The sequence below is a fragment of the Pseudomonas kermanshahensis genome (assembly GCF_014269205.2).
GTDB classification, from domain to species: Bacteria; Pseudomonadota; Gammaproteobacteria; order Pseudomonadales; family Pseudomonadaceae; genus Aquipseudomonas; species Aquipseudomonas kermanshahensis.
Window position 1 is genome coordinate 1,072,702 of sequence record NZ_JABWRY020000001.1, and the last position, 17,002, is coordinate 1,089,703.

Below are 17,002 nucleotides of genomic sequence, written 5' to 3' on the forward strand. Positions count from 1 at the left end.
ACAGGTGGAAAACGGGGGGGCGTAATTGAAGATATTAGTGTTGGGCGCAAACGGCTTTATTGGGTCGCGGTTGGTACGTCTTCTTAAGGAGCAGGCGCTCTCGATTCGTGTTCTGACCCGTAAGCCAGCGCTTTTTGATGCCACGCAGCTAGAGGTATTCGCCGGGGACCTGACTGACCCGCAGTTGAATGTGGATGACGTGCTCAGCGGCTGCGATGTCGTCATCAACTGCGCGGGCGAGATCAGAAATGAACAGCTGATGCCTGCGCTGCATGTTGACGCGGTCGAGCGTTTACTCACTGCCGTGGGCCGTGCGCGCAGCCGCACAGGGCGCGTGCGCTGGGTGCAGTTGAGTAGCGTCGGGGCATATGGCCCGGCGGCTGGCCGTGAGCGTATCGTCACCGAGCAGACGCCAGTCAACCCGCAGGGGACCTATGAAGTCACCAAGACCCAGGCTGATGAATTGATCATGTCTCACCCTGCGCTGCAGGGCGATTTCGCTGATTGGGCTATCCTTCGGCCCTCCAACGTTTTTGCAGACGACATGCCGAACGCTTCTATCCGGCAGCTGGGTGCGATGATTCGCAAGAAGTTGTTTTTTTACGTCGGCTACAAAGAGGCGATTGCCACGTACATTCATGCCGACGATGTTGCTGCCGCCCTCGTGCGCTGCGCCGTAGATCCGCGTGCCTCACGGCAACTCTACAACCTGTCGAATGATTGCCCGTTCAGCGAGGTGGTCAACGCCCTGGCCGCTGCCCACGGGGTGTCATCGCCGCGTTTGAGGGTGCCGGAGGGGGTGGTGAGGCTCGCCGTGTGGGTGGCTGGCAAAGTCACGCGCTTGCCTCTGACACAGGGGCGAGTTGATGCCATGGTCAATAAAACTGCTTACCCGATAGGCAAAATACGCGACGAACTGAATTTTGTGCCGCGCTACAGCGTCCCAGCGCATATCAGCGAAGTGCTGAAATAAAATAGCGATGCGCCAGTGGCCAGCCCAGAGGGCCCAGCAGGCGATAGAAAATAATGAACATGCAAATTGGAACCTCAAGCGATGTCGATCAAAGGCCTAAGGGTGGCGCGAATCTCAACGGTTCCGTTTTTTGTAGTGACCCAGCTCAGTGCGCAACTGCAAGCCCTGGGTGAGGCGGGCGCGCAAGTGCACGTGATTGCCAGCAACGACGAGCTGGTAGGGGCGCTTCAAGCCCGTGAGGACATACGTTTCATTCCGGTCGAGATCGCGCGTGAAATCAGCCCTTTCAAAGATTTGGTCAGCCTGATTCGGCTGGTCGTCTTGTTCCGCAAACAGCGTTATGACATCGTGCATTCCACCACGCCCAAAGCCGGTTTGCTTACGGCAATAGCCGCGAAGATTGCCGGGGTCAAGGTGCGCCTGCACACTTTTACCGGGCAGCCTTGGGTGACCATGAGCGGGGCCAAGAAGAAGCTGCTCAAGCTCTGCGATATGCTCATCGCCAGGCTCAATTCACATACCTTCACCGACAGCGTCAGCCAGCGCGACTTCCTGGTAAGGGAAGGGGTGGTCGCTGCTTCGAGAATTTCAGTGATCGGTTCCGGGTCACTCGCCGGCGTTGATATTCGTCGTTTTGACGCCGCACGGTTTTCGACGTCTGCCAACGACGCAATGCGTCAACAGTTGGGTATTCCAGCGGACGCTAAAGTCTTGCTGTTCGTTGGCAGGGTGACGCCGGAGAAAGGCGTCGGTGAATTGATGCAGGCTTTTTTGAAGCTGCAAGCGCACTACCCAGAGCTTTATCTGGTGCTGGTCGGGCCCTATGAAGCGGACGGCCGCGCCGTGGTCGAGTCTCATTTGACGCCTGCATGTGTTGAGCGGGTGAAAGTGCTGGGCTTGCAAGCTGCGCCTGAGCAGTACATGGCGATCGCCGATCTGTTGTGCTTGCCGAGTTATCGAGAAGGTTTTGGCACCGTGGTGATAGAGGCGGCGGCGATGGGCGTGCCGACGGTAGGCACCGCAATCTACGGTTTAACCGATGCCATTGTGGACGGTGAGACAGGCTTATTGGTCCCCGTGCAGAATGCCGACGCCTTGGCCGAGGCTATTCGATCGCTTTTGGCTGAGCCTGAGCGTCTGAAGGAAATGGCCAGGCACGCCAGGGAGCGGGCTATAAGGGATTTTGATTCAGCACGGTGCTCAGCCTTGTTGATTGAAAAGTACGAAGGATTCAGCTCATGAGTGGCAGTCAGCCGTTATCTTCTTCTCAGCGCGTCCTCGTTACGGGCGCTAGCGGTTTTGTTGGGCGTGCGCTGGTGACGCGATTGCTGGCAAGCAATGACTTTGAGGTCGTCGCGCAGTTTCGCTCCAGCGCCTCTGCGCAGAAGAGCCCGGGAAAAGCCGTTGTCACACCCGCTATCAACAGTGAGACCGACTGGTCGTCGGCGTTGGCTGGGGTGAATGTGGTCGTGCATTGCGCGGCGCGCGTTCATGTCATGAACGAAACCACTGCAGATCCGTTGGCTGCATTCCGCGAGGTCAACGTAGAAGGCACGTTGAAGCTTGCGCGGGAGGCCGCTCGCTCAGGCGTTAGGCGCTTCATTTATCTCAGCTCGATCAAGGTCAACGGCGAGGGTACGGACGGAGCAGCCTTCACTGCCGAAGACGACTGCGGCCCGACCGACCCCTACGGCCTTTCGAAATGGGAGGCTGAAAAAGGACTCATGGAGCTGGCTCAACATTCGGCGATGGACGTCGTCATCGTCAGGCCACCGTTGATTTATGGGCCGGGCGTAAAGGCAAACTTCCTGAAGATGATCCAGTGGGTCGATCGGGGCGTGCCGCTTCCGTTGGCCTTGGTTGATAACCGCAGGAGTTTGGTTGGCCTGGAAAACCTGACCAACTTCCTGATCCATTGCATCGACCATCCGGGTGCAGCGAACCAGGTGTTCCTGATTTCAGATGGAGAGGATCTTTCCACCCCCGCGCTGTTGCGCAACGTTGCGCAGGCACTTGGAAAGCCCTCTCGTCTGCTGCCGTTCCCCGTCACGTTACTCCGTGGGTTCGCTGAACTGCTGGGTAAGCGGGCCGTTGTGGACCGGCTGTGCGGCTCGTTGAGAGTCGACATTGAAAAAAACAGCCGCGTGCTGGGCTGGACGCCTCGATCATCGGTTGCCGAAGAGTTGAAGCGCACTGTTAAAGCTTACCGTGAGCAGGAACCTAGATGAGCCTTTGGTTACTTTTACCCCTGACTGTGATTGTGTCGCTTGTATTGACTGCAGCACTGCGTCGTTACGCACTGGCGACGAGCATGATCGATGTGCCCAATGCCCGTAGTTCGCACACGATACCCACGCCCCGCGGCGGCGGTGTGGCGATCGTCGTCAGCTTTCTCATTGCGCTGGCATGGCTGGGCTATGTGGATGCGATCGACTGGGCTGTTGCTGTGGGCCTGTTCGGTGCCGGCCTGATTGCGGCCCTCGTCGGGTTTCTGGATGACCACGGGCACGTCCCTGCCGGATGGCGGTTGCTCGGGCATTTTGCGGCCGCTGCCTGGGGGCTTTTCTGGCTCAACGGTGCGCCACCGCTGGAGTTTTTCGGCGTTGTTGTTGATTTGGGCGTGATAGGCCACTTGCTGGCGGCCGTTTACCTTGTGTGGTTGTTGAACCTGTACAACTTCATGGATGGGATCGATGGGCTGGCGAGTGTGCAGGCGGTTACCGCATGCCTGGGGGGAGGCCTGCTTTGTTTGCTGGGGGGGCACGTATCGCAACTGTGGCTGTCAGGGTTGATGCTGATGGCAGTGGCGGGCTTTCTGGTCTGGAACTTCCCGCCTGCGAAGATTTTCATGGGGGATGCCGGTAGTGGCTTCCTGGGGATCATGCTGGGCCTTTTCGCGCTCCAGGCAGCGTGGATTTCGCCGGCGTTTTTCTGGAGCTGGATGATATTGCTAGGGGTATTCATCGTTGATGCCACGTGGACGTTGATCCGCCGGCTGTTGCGCGGTGACAAAGTCCATGAAGCCCATCGCAGCCATGCTTACCAGTATGCTTCAAGGCATTATGGGAGCCACCGTACCGTGACCCTCGCTGTGCTGCTGATCAATATAGGGTGGCTGTTGCCCATCGCGTTGTTGGTGGGCTCTGCCCATCTCGACGGTATAGCCGGTCTTGTTCTGGCCTATATTCCCTTGGTGTGTTTGGCGTTAAGGTTCAATGCCGGATTGAAAGAGGCCTGACTAGCTATGGTTCAAGGATACGATAAGATGCGCAGCTGGCTTTTACAGCTAACGCGGCGCCAGAAGCGGCTGCTGCAGCTCTCTACTGACGTAGTGATGATCTGGCTCGCCTTGTGGCTTGCCTTTGTCGTTCGTCTTGGCATCGACGACCTGGCCAATCCGATCGTCGACCACATGTGGCTGTTCCTGTGTGCGCCGGTAGTGTCGATCCCGCTCTTCATTCGCTTCGGGCTGTACCGCGCGGTGATGCGTTATTTTGGTAACGACGCACTGATCGCCATCATCAAGGCGGTCACGCTGTCTGCGCTGATCCTCGGCTTCATCATTTATTGGTCCAGCAACCATCAGAACGTAGTGCCGCGTTCCATCACCTTCAACTACTGGTGGTTGAGCCTGATCATGGTCGGTGGCCTGCGGCTCGCCATGCGCCAGTACTTCCTGGGTGACTGGTTTGCTGCCGCCGTCCAGCACGTCCCGTTCGCTCAACGAGACGATGGCTTGCCACGGGTGGCAATCTACGGGGCCGGCGCCGCCGGTAACCAATTGGCAACGGCGCTGCGCATGGACAAAGCCATGCGGCCGGTGGCATTCATCGACGATGACCCGAGCATTGCCGACCGTGTGATCGCGGGTTTGCAAGTGTATCGCCCAGAGCAACTGCAGCAGTTGATTGACGATACCGGCGCCCAGGAAATCCTGCTGGCACTGCCGTCATCGACCCGCACCCGCCGTCGAGAGATCCTAAACTTCCTCGAAGACTTCCCGCTGCATGTGCGCAGTGTGCCCAGCTTCATCGACCTGGCGAGCGGCAAGGTCAAGGTGGATGATATTCAGGAAGTGGACATTGCCGACCTGTTGGGCCGTGACCCGGTGCCCGCACAAAGCGACCTGCTTGAACGTTGCATCGCTGAACAAACCGTGTTGGTCACCGGTGCCGGTGGCTCGATCGGCTCCGAGCTGTGCAGGCAAATTCTTTCGCAGTCCCCGAAAACGCTGCTGCTGTTCGATCACAGCGAGTTCAACCTCTACAGCATTCTTTCTGAACTGGAACAGCGCATTGCCCGTGAGTCGCTGTCTGTTTGCCTGCTGCCGATCCTGGGTTCGGTACGTAACCAGGCGCAGATGCTCGACATCATGAAAACCTGGCGGGTCGATACGGTTTACCATGCTGCGGCCTATAAGCATGTACCGATGGTCGAGCACAATATCAGCGAAGGCCTGCTGAACAACGTCATTGGTACTTTGCACACCGCGCAAGCAGCATTGCAGGCGGGTGTCGCCAACTTTGTGCTGATTTCGACCGACAAGGCGGTACGCCCGACCAACGTGATGGGCAGTACCAAGCGCCTTGCCGAGATGACCCTGCAGGCCCTGAGCCGCGAGTTGGCGCCCGTACTGTTTGGCGATGGGGGCAATGTTTCGCAGGTCAACAAAACCCGCTTCACCATGGTCCGTTTCGGCAACGTGCTGGGCTCATCGGGCTCGGTAATCCCGCTGTTCCATAAGCAGATCAAGGCCGGCGGCCCGCTGACCGTTACCCATCCGAAAATCACCCGCTACTTCATGACCATTCCCGAAGCCGCGCAGTTGGTGATCCAGGCGGGTTCGATGGGCAAGGGCGGGGATGTGTTCGTACTCGACATGGGCGAGCCAGTGCGGATCGTCGAGTTGGCCGAGAAGATGATCCACCTGTCCGGTTTCAGCGTCCGCTCCGAACGCAACCCCATGGGTGACATCGCTATCGAGTTCACCGGGTTGCGGCCGGGCGAGAAGCTTTACGAAGAGCTGTTGATCGGTGACAACGTGCTAGCGACCCGCCACCCGATGATCATGAGTGCAAGCGAGGACTTCCTCCCTTGGGACGAGCTCAAGGACGCGCTGAACCAGTTGCTGGGCGCGGCCTCTGCAGATGATTTTGTACGGGTGCGTCAGTTGCTGCGTGAAACCGTGATCGGCTATGCCCCGGAAGGGGAAATCGTTGACTGGATTTATCAGCAGCGGCGCTTGGATCTGTAAGCATCCTCTGTGACACAAGGCCGCTCCTTATAGCAGCGGCCTGTTCTACACGATTAGCAGTGCCAGCCATGAGGGCCGCAATGGCCCTCATTAGAGCGGGGCAGCACTACCGCCCAGCGTTAATGTGAACCCCGCAGCACCCCAGGGTTTTCCCCGCCCCCCCAACCCGCGTATCATCCCCTCACACAAATCTGAATATCCCCACGCCTGCTTCAGACCAAAGGTCTTGCGTTCCCAGCGTGCATAGCAGCTTCAGATAACCAGACGATCATCAGTGTCATAAAACGACCTGCCAGATTCATGGCCAGGCCAGGCATGCCGGCTGTCCGACGGATGGGACGGTGCCCGATGAGATTTGAAGGAATAGGTTTTGATTAAGCGTAGAAAGGTTGCAATCGTTGGCTGTTCGTACCGCTTCCCTGGATCTTCCAATGCCAGCTTCTGGCAAAACCTGATGGAGGGGCGCGACCTGGTCACCCAGGTCGACCCTTCTCGGTGGGAGAAATCTGAGTTTCTGCACCCGGACAAGGCCAACCCTGCGACCAGCTACACCTTCGCCGCGGGCACTTTGGGCGACATCAGCGCGTTCGACGCGGGGTTCTTCAATATTTCGCCGCGTGAAGCGGGGATGATGGACCCCCAGCAGCGCATGCTGCTGGAAATGTGCTGGGAAACCTTCGAAAACGCCGGGGTCAAGCCGTCGAGCCTGCGCGGCAGCAACTGTGGCGTGTACCTGGGCATCGCCGGTGTCGAGCAGTCCTACCGGCTGGTCGAAGACCTGGCGTCGATCGATGGTGCAACCGCCACGGGCAACACCATGAGCATTGCCGCCAACCGCCTGTCGTTCTTCTACGACCTGCGTGGGCCGAGCATGGCCATCGACACCGCCTGTTCCTCTTCGCTGGTGGCCTTCCACCAGGCGTGCCAGGCCATCCTCAGCGGTGATGTCGACCAGGCGCTGACCGGCGGCATCAGCCTGCACATGCACCCGTTTGGCTTCATGATCTTTGCCAAGGCGACCATGCTGTCGCGCACCGGGCGCTGCCAGTCGTTCGATGAGAATGGCGATGGCTATGCGCGTTCGGAAGGCGGTGGGTTGTTCCTGCTCAAGGACTACGACCAGGCTGTGGCCGATGGCAACACGATTCTGGCCGTGGTCGCGGCCAGTGCGGTGAACACCGACGGGCGCAAGTCCAGCCTGACCCTGCCCAACGCCGAAGCCCAGGCCGCGCTGCTCAAGCAGACCTACGCCAAGGCGGGCATCAGCCCCGACCAGCTCGATTACCTGGAAGCCCATGGTACCGGTACCTCGGTCGGTGACCCGATCGAAACCCGTGCCATCGGCGAAGCACTGGCCCAGGCGCGTGGCAATGGCAACCCGTTGCCGATTGGCTCGGTCAAAAGCAACCTTGGCCACCTGGAAGCCGCGTCCGGTGTGGCGGGCCTGATGAAGGCGCTCAACTGCCTGACCGAACGCACCGTGCCGGCCACCATCGGGGTCAAGGCGCTTAACCCGAATATCGCGTTCGGCGACCTGAACCTGCAGGTGGTCACCGAGCCGCTGCCGCTCAAGCCTGAAGGCCAACTGACGGTCGGCGTTAACTCGTTCGGCTTTGGCGGCGCCAACGCGCACGTCATCCTGCAGAGCCCCGAACCGCAGGCTGCCCCGGCTAAAGCTGCCGAGGCGCGACGCGTACCGTTGCTGCTCAGCGGCAAGACCGAACAAGGTCTGCGCGCCACCGCCGAGCGCTTTGCCGCGTACTTGGCCGCCCACCCGGAGCTGGATTATTACGACGTGGCCTATCAGGCCATGTACCGCCGGGACGCTCACAGCCATCGCCTGCTGCTGGTCAGCGACAATGCCGCCGAAGCCGCCCAGGCCCTGGACGACTATGCCCAGGACCCCACCCTCAGTGAACTGAGCGCGGTGCTCGAAGCCGGCCAGGCACTGGAAGCCGCCTCGGCGCCAGTGTTCGTCTACTCCGGTAACGGCTCGCAGTGGCAAGGCATGGGCCGGGCGATGCTCGGTCAACCGCTGTTTGCTGCTGCGGTGGATGAAGTGGATGCGTCGTTCCAGCCGCTGGCGGGCTATTCGTTGCGCGCCGAGCTGCTGGGTGACAACGGCGAAGGCCGTTATGCCCGCACCGAAATCGCCCAGCCGGCGCTGTTTGCCTTGCAAGTGGCGGTGACCCGCGTGCTGGCCGCCGAAGGCATCCACCCTGTCGCGGTGATCGGCCATAGCGTCGGTGAAGTGGCCGCGGCCTGGGCCAGTGGTGCCCTGAGCCTGGAAGACGCCACCCAAGTGATCTACCACCGCAGCCGCCTGCAAGGGCTGACCCGCGGTACCGGGCAGATGACCGCCGTGGGCCTGTCGGGTGAAGCCGCTGGCGAGCTGATCACTGAACTGAAGCTGGACGGCCGCCTGGTCGTCGCCGGTGAAAACAGTGCCCGTGGCGCCACCCTGGCAGGTGAGGTCGACGCCCTGACGCTGCTGGAAGAAACCCTTGCCGAGCGCCAGGTGTTCGCCCGCCGACTGGACCTGGACTACGCCTTCCACTCGCCAGCAATGAACCCGATTGAACAGGCCGTCATCGACGACCTGGCGCACATTCGCCCGCGCGCCACGCAGATCCCGTTCTACTCCACGGTGGTTGGCGGCGAGCTGGATGGCGAGTGCCTGGGCAATCACTACTGGTGGCAGAACATCCGCTTCCCGGTGCTGTTCCAGGGCGCCTTGGACGCGCTGGTGCGCAACGGCCATAACCTGTTCGTCGAGATCGGCCCGCACGCGATTCTGCGCAGCTACGTCACCGATGTGCTGAACCAGTGCGAGCAGCCTGGCCAGGTGGTCGGCACGCTCAAGCGCAACGACCACAGCCCGCTGCTGCTGGAACGCACCGTGGCCCGCCTGCTGATTGCCGGCGTCGAGCCGCAGTGGGCAACGCGCTTCCCGGTTGCCGGGCGCCAGGTACGCCTGCCGAACTATGCCTGGCAGCGTGATCACTTCAGCTTGCCGGTGAGTGCCGAGTCGCACAGCCCCTTGAACCGCAAGCGCGTGCACCCGTTGCTGGGTTACCCCGTCGTCGACCAGCCGCTGACCTGGGAAAACCGCCTGGACACACAACTGTTCCCGACCCTGGCCGACCACAAAGTGGGCGAGTCGGTGCTGTTCCCCGGTGCCGGTTTCACCGAGTTGGCCCTGGCGGCGGCGCAGTTGCACCAGCCAGGTGAGTTCGTTGACATCGAAGAGCTGGAAATCCACAACCCGCTGCTGCTGAGCAGCGAGGGCAGCAAAAAAGTCCGCGTGCACATCGAAGAGGCCGACGGCACGCTGCGCATCATTTCGCGTAACCTGGCGCAGCATGAAGACTGGGTGCAGCACGTGGTCGCGCGCCTGCCGGGCGAAGCCCGTGGCGTCATGCTGGACACCCGTGCGCCGGCGCTGCCACAGCGCCCGGCGGACTTCAGCGGCGAGCAGCACCTGGCACTGACCTGTGCGGTCGGCCTGAACTACGGCCCGGCCTACCAGACCGTCGCCGCGGCTTGGGTAGAAGAAGAGCGGGTGCTGGCGCAACTGGCCGTCCCTGCCGCCATCGAGCACGAACTGGACGCGCTGCACCTGCACCCGGCGCTGCTGGACGGTGCCTTCCAGCTGATTACCGAACTGCTGGCCAGCCGCCCGGGCCGCAACAACGGGCTGGCCTTCATCCCCGTCAAGCTGGGGCGTATCGCCTTCAGCACGGCAGGTGCTGTGCCGGTGCTGGCCGAAGTACGCCAGCGCAAGCGCACCGCGCATTCGCTGTTGGTTGATTTCACCCTGTTTGATGCCAGCGGCGCTGCCGTGCTGGCGATCAAGGATGCGCGCATGCGCGCCGTGCGCCTGCAGTACGACCGCAGTGGCGATATCAAGCGCCTCGGCCACGTTGGCCTGGCCGCACCGGGCAATGCCGTTGCCGTGCAACGCCACGCCGTGGCCGGTACGCCGGTGGCTGACGCGCTGCACAGCCTGGCCGACGAGCCGGCGCAGTTGCGTTACCTCAATGAAGTCGAACCGCTGCTGGATGTGCTGTGTGCCAGCTTTGTGCTCGACCTGGTCGAGCAGGCCGGTGGCCAGCTGAGCGCCGAACAGGTCGCGCTGTGGTCCCAGGGCCAGGGCGATTACCTGGCGACCCTGCTGCGCCACGCCGAGCAGGACGGCAATGTGCTGCGCAACGCCGATGGCAGCTGGCAGTTGGTCGACAGCGACGAGCGCCCGTCGTCGGAGGCCATCTGGCAGGAACTGTTCCAGAGCTACCCCGAGTACTTCCAGATCATTCATTCGGTGGGGCGTATTGGCCGTCACCTGCCGACCTTGCTGACGGGCGAGCAAACGCTCGAAAGCCTGTTGCCGCGCGAAACCAGCGGCAGCAGCTTGGCGCGCCTGGTGCTCGGTGCGGCCGGCCAGCAGCGCCTGCTTACCGGTATCAGCCAAACCTTGGCCTTGCGCCTTGAGCAACTGCCGGCCGGGCAGCGCCTGCGTGTGCTGGAAATCGGCTTTGGCGGCGCATCGTTTGCCGAGCTGCTGTACGCAGGGCTCGACTTCGACCGCATCGATTATGTCTACGCTGTGGCAGAGCCCGAGCTGCAGCAACGTCTGCATGACGATTGCCCTGCGCTGAGCGTGCTGAGCCTGGAGCAATTGGCCGACGCCGGCCGCTTTGACTGGGCACTGGTGCCGACCGACCTCGCCGCACTTGGCGCAGTGGGCGATGCCTTGCGCCAGGCCAGCGCGCAGCTTAACCCCCATGGCCAACTGGCGCTGCTGGGGCAATACCCGGCGCGTTGGGCTGACTTTGTCTTCGGTGGCGAGCCTGATTGGTGGCTGGCTGGCCCGCAGCACGCGCTTTCGCGTCAGCAGGCTCCGGCCTTCTGGAGCCATGAACTGCAACGCCACGGCCTCGGCCCGCTGCACACCGTCGATGCCTTGCCTGGCAGCGCGTGCGGTAGCTACGTGCTGCTGGCCGACAAGCCTGCGGGCGCTGTGCACGCCTCGGCAGAGGTGCCTGTGCAACACTGGGCGGTGCTTGCCGAAGCCGGGCAGGGCGCTGCCGAGTGCTTGGCCGCGCAACTGCGTGCCCAAGGCCAGCTCGTGAGCCTGCTCCTGCCTGGCGATGCGCAGGCGCTGGCTGCACAGCTCAGCGCATTGGACCAGGCGCCAGCGCATGTGCTGCACCTGGCAGGCTTCGACAGCGCCGCCGGCCTAGACAACCAGGCTGAGCGCTGCCTGCAGGCAGCCGCACTGGTACAGGCCTGCGAGGCCCTGGCACTGGCGCCGCAATGCTGGCTGCTGACCCGTGGCGCTGCCGAACACCTGTACGGCACCGACACCGCCGCCGACGTCGCGGCCATCGCTGACGCGGCGTTCTGGGGCTTTGGCCGCACCCTGGCCAACGAATCGGTCAATTGCCGCATTCGCCTGCTGGACCTGGCCCACGCGGCACCAATCGACCACGTGCTGCCCTCGTTGCTGCACGCCGACAGCGAAACCGAGTTGGCGCTGGATGCCGAAGGCCGCCGCTATGTGCCGCGCCTGCGTGTATTGGCAGACCAGCCCGCCAGCGCCGACAGCGCCGCGCAGTGGGTGTGCCTGGGCTTCGACCTGCCTGGCCAGCTTCGTAACCTGCGTTGGGAGCTGCGCGAGCCGCGCCAACCGGCGGCGGACGAGCTGGACATCGCCGTACGGGCCACCGGCCTGAACTTCCGCGACGTGATGTTCGCCCTCGGCCTGCTGTCTGACGAAGCGATCGAGAACGGCTTCTCTGGCCCAACCCTGGGCTTCGAGTTTGCCGGTGTGGTGCAAGGCAAGGGCGCTGACGTGCTCGGCGATTTCGCCCCGGGCGACCGCGTGGTGGGCTTTGGCCCGTGCAGCTTCGCCAACCGCCTGGTGACCAACGCCAACGCCGTGGCACGCATCCCAGAGGGCATGTCGTTCGAAGCCGCAGCGACCATTCCGAGCACCTTCTTCACCGTGTACTACGCGCTGCACCACCTGGCACGCGTAGAGCCGGGCGAGAAAGTGCTGATCCACGGCGCGGCTGGCGGCGTGGGCATCGCGGCGATCCAGATCGCCAAGTGGCTGGGTGCCGAGATCCACGCCACCGCCGGCAGCGACGAGAAGCGCGACTTCCTGCGCCTGCTGGGCGTGGACAACGTCTACGACTCGCGTTCGCTGGCCTATGCCGACCAGGTACTGGCCGCAACCGGCGGGCGTGGCGTCGATGTGGTGCTCAACTCGCTGGCGGGCGAGGCGATCAACCGCAACCTGCGTGTGCTGAAGCCGTTTGGCCGTTTCCTCGAACTGGGCAAGCGCGACTTCTACCAGAACACCCGTATCGGCTTGCGCCCGTTCCGCAACAACATCAGCTACTTCGGCATCGACGCCGACCAGCTGATGAGCGAACGCCCGCAACTGACCCGTCGCCTGTTCGCCGAAATGATGGCGCTGTTTGCCCAAGGCATCCTGCACCCGCTGCCATTCCGCGAGTTCGACGCCAACCAGGTGGTCGAAGCCTACCGCTACATGCAGCAGGCGCGGCAGATCGGCAAGGTGGTGATCACCTACGCCAACCCGATCGAACGCACGGTCGACACCCGCGAACAACCGCTGCGTAATTTGCAATTGGCAGCCGATGCCAGTTACCTGGTCACCGGTGGCCTGGGTGGCTTCGGCCTGCGCACGGCGCAATGGTTGATCGACAAGGGCGCCCGCCACCTGGTGCTGCTGGGCCGCCGTGGCCCGGCCAGTGCCGAGGCCCAGCCGCAGCTGGCGCTGTGGCAGGCTCAAGGTATCGATGTGCAGGCAGTGGCTTGCGATATCACGGATGCCGGCCAGCTGCGCGCGGTGTTCGAGCGCATCGCAGCCAGCCCATGGCCGCTGCGAGGCCTGGTGCATGCCGCGACAGTGATCGACGACAGCCTGATCCGCAACCTCGATGGCGACCAGCTGCGTCGCGTGCTTGAGCCCAAGGCCAAGGGCGCGCAGTACCTGCATGAACTGACCCAAGCGTTGCCGCTGGACTTCTTCGTGATGTTCTCGTCGGCCACCACCCTGTTCGGCAACCCCGGCCAGGCTAACTACGTCGCCGCCAACCACTGGCTCGAAGCCTTGGCGCGCCACCGTCGTGCCCAAGGGCTGGCGGCCACCGCAGTGCTGTGGGGCGCGATTGACGACGTCGGCTTCCTGGCCCGCAACAGCCAGATCAAGGATGCCCTGCAAAGCCGCATGGGCGGTGCTGCCCTGCGCGCCGAGGCGGCCCTGGCCCAGCTCGAAGCCATGCTGCTGAGCGGTGACAACGGCCAAGGCGTGCTCGAACTGGACTTCAAAGCCCTGTCGCGCTTCCTGCCGACCGCCACCTCGCCACGCTTCAGCGAACTGGCCCGTGCCCACGGCGGTGACCAGGAAGACGACAACGGCGGTGAAGACATCCAGCGCATGCTGGCCGAGCTTGACGATGCCGAATTGCTCGAGCGCTTTGCCGAGATGCTCAAGCACGAGGTGTGCGAGATTCTGCGCCTGCCGCCCGCGCGCCTGGATGCACAGCGCCCGCTGCAGGAACTGGGGCTGGACTCGCTGATGAGTGTCGAGCTGGTGGTGGCGTTGGAAGAACGCTTCGGTATCCGCCTGCCGGTCATGGAGCTCAGTGACAGTTCCAGCATCGATAAGCTCAGCGTGCGCTTGCTTGAGCTGTTGCGCGGTGAAGCCGGCACTGGCGAAGACCAGCTGGCGCAAAACGTGCTCGCCCGTCATGGCAGCGAACTCAGCGCCGAACAAGTGGCTGAACTGAATGCAGAACTGGCCGAGACCAGTGTGGCACCTAACCGATTGATTGACTAAGAGCTCAGATGACAGCCAAAACCCCGACCGGCCTTGGTGGCGACGCCAAGCAACGCCTGATCCAGCAAGCCCTTGCGCGGCGCCGTAACACAGGCGCCGAAGGCGCGGAAGGTGCCACCCTGGAGCAGGTGCAGCAGGCTGCATTGAAGGTGCCTGAAGCGTTTTACCGTTTCGACCAGCTCCCGGGTTACCAGCACCTGCGGGTGATGCAACAAACCGCGCAGCGGCTGGGGCTGAGCAACCCGTTTTTCCGCCTGCACCAAGGCACCGCCGGCGCGCAGACCCAGATTGGCGAGCGCGAGTACCTGAACTTCGCCAGTTACAACTACCTGGGGTATTCCGGCCACCCCAGCGTTGCCGAGGCAGCCAAGGCGGCGATCGACCGCTACGGCACCTCGGTGTCTGCCAGCCGCCCGGTCTCGGGTGATCGCCCGCTGCACCGTGAGCTGGAGCAGGGGTTGGCCAGGCTGTACGAGGTGGACGACGCCGTGGTGATGGTCAGCGGCCATGCCACCAACGTCACCACTATCGGCTACCTGTTCGGGCCGCGCGACCTGGTGGTGCATGACGAGCTGATTCACAACAGCGTCCTGCAGGGCATTCAGTTGTCCGGTGCACGGCGTTTGAGCTTTGCGCATAACGACTGGCAGGCGCTGGACCGCCTGTTGAGCGAGCAGCGCCAGCACTTCGAGCGGGTGCTGGTGGTGGTCGAAGGCATCTACAGCATGGACGGCGACTACCCTGAGCTGCCCCGCTTCGTCGACATCAAGCGCAAGCACAAAGCGTTTCTGATGGTGGATGAAGCGCATTCGCTGGGCGTGATGGGGGCTACGGGTAAAGGTATCCGTGAGCACTTTGGCCTGGCGGGTGATGACGTCGACATCTGGATGGGCACCTTGAGCAAGACCTTGGCCAGTTGCGGCGGATATATCGCTGGCAGCACGGCGCTGATCGAGCACCTCAAGTTTCTGGCGCCGGGTTTTTTGTACAGCGTTGGTATGCCGCCGGCTGTCGCAGCGTCGGCCTTGGCAGCGTTGCAGCTGCTGGCGGCGGATAACGGGCGGGTTGCCCAGGTGCAGGCGCGGGGCGAGTTGTTCTTGCGCCTGGCGCGTGAAGCGGGCTTGGACACCGCCACCAGCACGGGGCTTGCGGTGATCCCGGTGATTACCGGCAGTTCGTTCAAGGCGGGGCGGTTGTCCAGTGCCCTGTTCGAGCGGGGCATCAATGCCCAGCCGATCGTCTACCCGGCCGTGCCAGAGCAGGCGGCGCGGGTGCGCTTCTTTGTCTCGTGCGAGCATACGCCCGAGCAGATCCAGCACACGGTGGCGGTGGTCGCTGAAGAGATGGCGCGGCTGGGGTGATGGGGTAAGGCCTGAGGGGCTGCTTGGCAGCCCTTGTGGCGTGCCATCAATGGGCCATCAATGATAGCTGGAATCTGGCCACTGAAAAGCGGCTAATCATATTAAATCGAAGCAAGAAAAGCCGAACTTACTTCGAGCGCTCTAGTGTTAAACATCTAAATAATTCCTCTTTAAAACGACGCAAAAAAGTGTCTGTGTAAAGTTTGCGTAACGCCTGCAACTTTAAAAAATACGACTATCGTGATCATTAACCGGGCCACCCCCTGGGCCCGTCGTGTATCCGATGGAGTACTTATGAGCAGAGTGACTCTTGCTGCTGTTGTATCGGCGTGCGTCTGCGCCGTGCCAACCGTTTGCGATGCGACTTCTCACACTGCACCGGCTTTTGCGTTTGGCTTACAGGGAAGCTACACCGAACAGGAATTCACCGGGCACGGTAAAACCGACACGGAACATATGCCAGAAGGCGGCGCATTCATTAACTTCGGCAATAAAATGACGTCAACCGACGGGTTCATTTATCAGGCAGAACTCAGCGGCCTCTATAGCAAGCACCAGAACCAGAAGGTCAAGGACGCGCAGGCCGACCTCGACTTGGGCTGGCGTATTACGCTGGCTGAGCGCCATTCCGTCGACCTGCTGGTGGGCGGCGGTTACAAATGGAACCGCCTGCAGCCGAACAACCGCAAGTACGACATCGACCTCACCAACCGCACGCCTTTTGCCAAGGTGGCGCTGGGTTACAACTACCGGTTCGACACCGCGACCCTACGTTTCGAAGCCGGCATGCGTAAGCTGATCAATGGTGATTCGCAATTGGAGATCCATGGCATCAGCAACGAGAAAGTGGACTTGAAAGATGGCACTCATCCGTTTGCTGAAATGAGCCTGCTGTTCAATCAGGACGGGATGATACCGGTGATTGCCTCGTTGTATTACAGCCGCTTTGAATATGAGTTGGACGGGCAGTTTGCAATGACCCCAACGGATACTCAGGTGCAGGATGAATACGGTATAAAACTTGGCGTCAGTTTTTAATCTTGCACACGCAAGGGTTTTGCAATAATTAATGAAGTGACCCTGAGCCAACCGCCAGGCGCAATCCTTGTAGGAGCAGCCTTGTGCTGCGAAGAGGCCGGTGCCAGCACAATCGATCTTCGCTGCTGCCACTGGCGTCTTCGCAGCACAAGGCTGCTCCTACAGGTGTCTGTGCTGACCGAAGGAATAACTGAACACACGCAAGGGCTTTCGCCAGGCGCAGTCCCTTGTAGGAGCAGCCTTGTGCTGCGAAGAGGCCGGTGCCAGCACAATCAATTTTCGCTGCTGCCACTGGCGTCTTCGCAGCACAAGGCTGCTCCTACAGGTCGGTGCTAAGCGAAGGAATAACTGAGCGCACGCAAGGGCTTTCGCCTGGCGCAGTCCCTTGTAGGAGCAGCCTTGCGCTGCGAAGAGGCCGGTGCCAGCACAATCAATTTTCGTTGCTGCCACTGGCGTCTTCGCAGCACAAGGCTGCTCCTACGGGTCGGTGCTGACCGACGGGA

At 61.9% G+C, this 17,002-nt stretch carries 8 protein-coding genes; all 8 read left to right on the top strand.

Annotated features, from left to right (window positions below; all coding sequences use genetic code 11):
* Window positions 1-25: 25 nt before the first annotated feature.
* The 8 genes from HU764_RS05045 (at window position 26) to HU764_RS05080 (ending at window position 16,499) form a co-directional block, all read left to right on the top strand.
* A complete protein-coding gene (locus HU764_RS05045) occupies window positions 26-973 on the top strand; it encodes an NAD-dependent epimerase/dehydratase family protein (RefSeq protein WP_186682315.1) in 948 nt (315 codons plus the stop codon).
* A gap of 81 nt (window positions 974-1,054) precedes the next feature.
* Window positions 1,055-2,215 carry a glycosyltransferase family 4 protein gene (locus tag HU764_RS05050; protein ID WP_186682317.1) on the top strand — a complete coding sequence of 387 codons (1,161 nt, stop codon included), beginning with the start codon at window positions 1,055-1,057 and terminating at the stop codon, window positions 2,213-2,215.
* The gene (locus tag HU764_RS05055; RefSeq protein ID WP_186682319.1) at window positions 2,212-3,201 is read left to right on the top strand and encodes a UDP-glucose 4-epimerase family protein; all 990 of its coding nucleotides are present in this window, start codon (window positions 2,212-2,214) and stop codon (window positions 3,199-3,201) included. The genes HU764_RS05050 and HU764_RS05055 overlap by 4 nt, the downstream gene beginning before the upstream one ends.
* The gene (locus HU764_RS05060; protein WP_186682321.1) at window positions 3,198-4,211 is read left to right on the top strand and encodes an MraY family glycosyltransferase; all 1,014 of its coding nucleotides are present in this window, start codon (window positions 3,198-3,200) and stop codon (window positions 4,209-4,211) included. Before HU764_RS05055 ends, HU764_RS05060 begins: the two co-directional genes overlap by 4 nt.
* A gap of 27 nt (window positions 4,212-4,238) precedes the next feature.
* Window positions 4,239-6,227, top strand: a complete 1,989-nt coding sequence (locus tag HU764_RS05065) for a polysaccharide biosynthesis protein (RefSeq protein ID WP_225935615.1) — start codon at window positions 4,239-4,241, stop codon at window positions 6,225-6,227.
* Window positions 6,228-6,597: 370 nt separating this feature from the next.
* Window positions 6,598-14,100 (top strand): type I polyketide synthase, encoded by a 7,503-nt coding sequence (locus tag HU764_RS05070; RefSeq protein WP_186703958.1) that lies wholly within the window; start codon window positions 6,598-6,600, stop codon window positions 14,098-14,100.
* 8 nt (window positions 14,101-14,108) lie between these two features.
* Window positions 14,109-15,461: an aminotransferase class I/II-fold pyridoxal phosphate-dependent enzyme gene (locus HU764_RS05075; protein ID WP_186703957.1), complete on the top strand. Its 1,353-nt coding sequence runs from the start codon at window positions 14,109-14,111 to the stop codon at window positions 15,459-15,461.
* A 294-nt stretch (window positions 15,462-15,755) separates the two neighbouring features.
* Entirely contained in the window at window positions 15,756-16,499 is a 744-nt protein-coding gene (locus HU764_RS05080; protein ID WP_186682329.1) for a hypothetical protein, read from the top strand.
* Window positions 16,500-17,002: the final 503 nt, after the last annotated feature.

Excerpts from the sequence above, each read along its gene's own strand:
- HU764_RS05050 (WP_186682317.1), top strand. The coding sequence starts at position 1,055 with ATGTCGATCAAAGGCCTAAGGGTGGCGCGAATCTCAACGGTTCCGTTT.
- HU764_RS05055 (WP_186682319.1), top strand. The coding sequence starts at position 2,212 with ATGAGTGGCAGTCAGCCGTTATCTTCTTCTCAGCGCGTCCTCGTTACG.
- HU764_RS05060 (WP_186682321.1), top strand. The coding sequence starts at position 3,198 with ATGAGCCTTTGGTTACTTTTACCCCTGACTGTGATTGTGTCGCTTGTA.
- HU764_RS05065 (WP_225935615.1), top strand. The coding sequence starts at position 4,239 with ATGCGCAGCTGGCTTTTACAGCTAACGCGGCGCCAGAAGCGGCTGCTG.
- HU764_RS05075 (WP_186703957.1), top strand. The coding sequence starts at position 14,109 with ATGACAGCCAAAACCCCGACCGGCCTTGGTGGCGACGCCAAGCAACGC.
- HU764_RS05080 (WP_186682329.1), top strand. The coding sequence starts at position 15,756 with ATGAGCAGAGTGACTCTTGCTGCTGTTGTATCGGCGTGCGTCTGCGCC.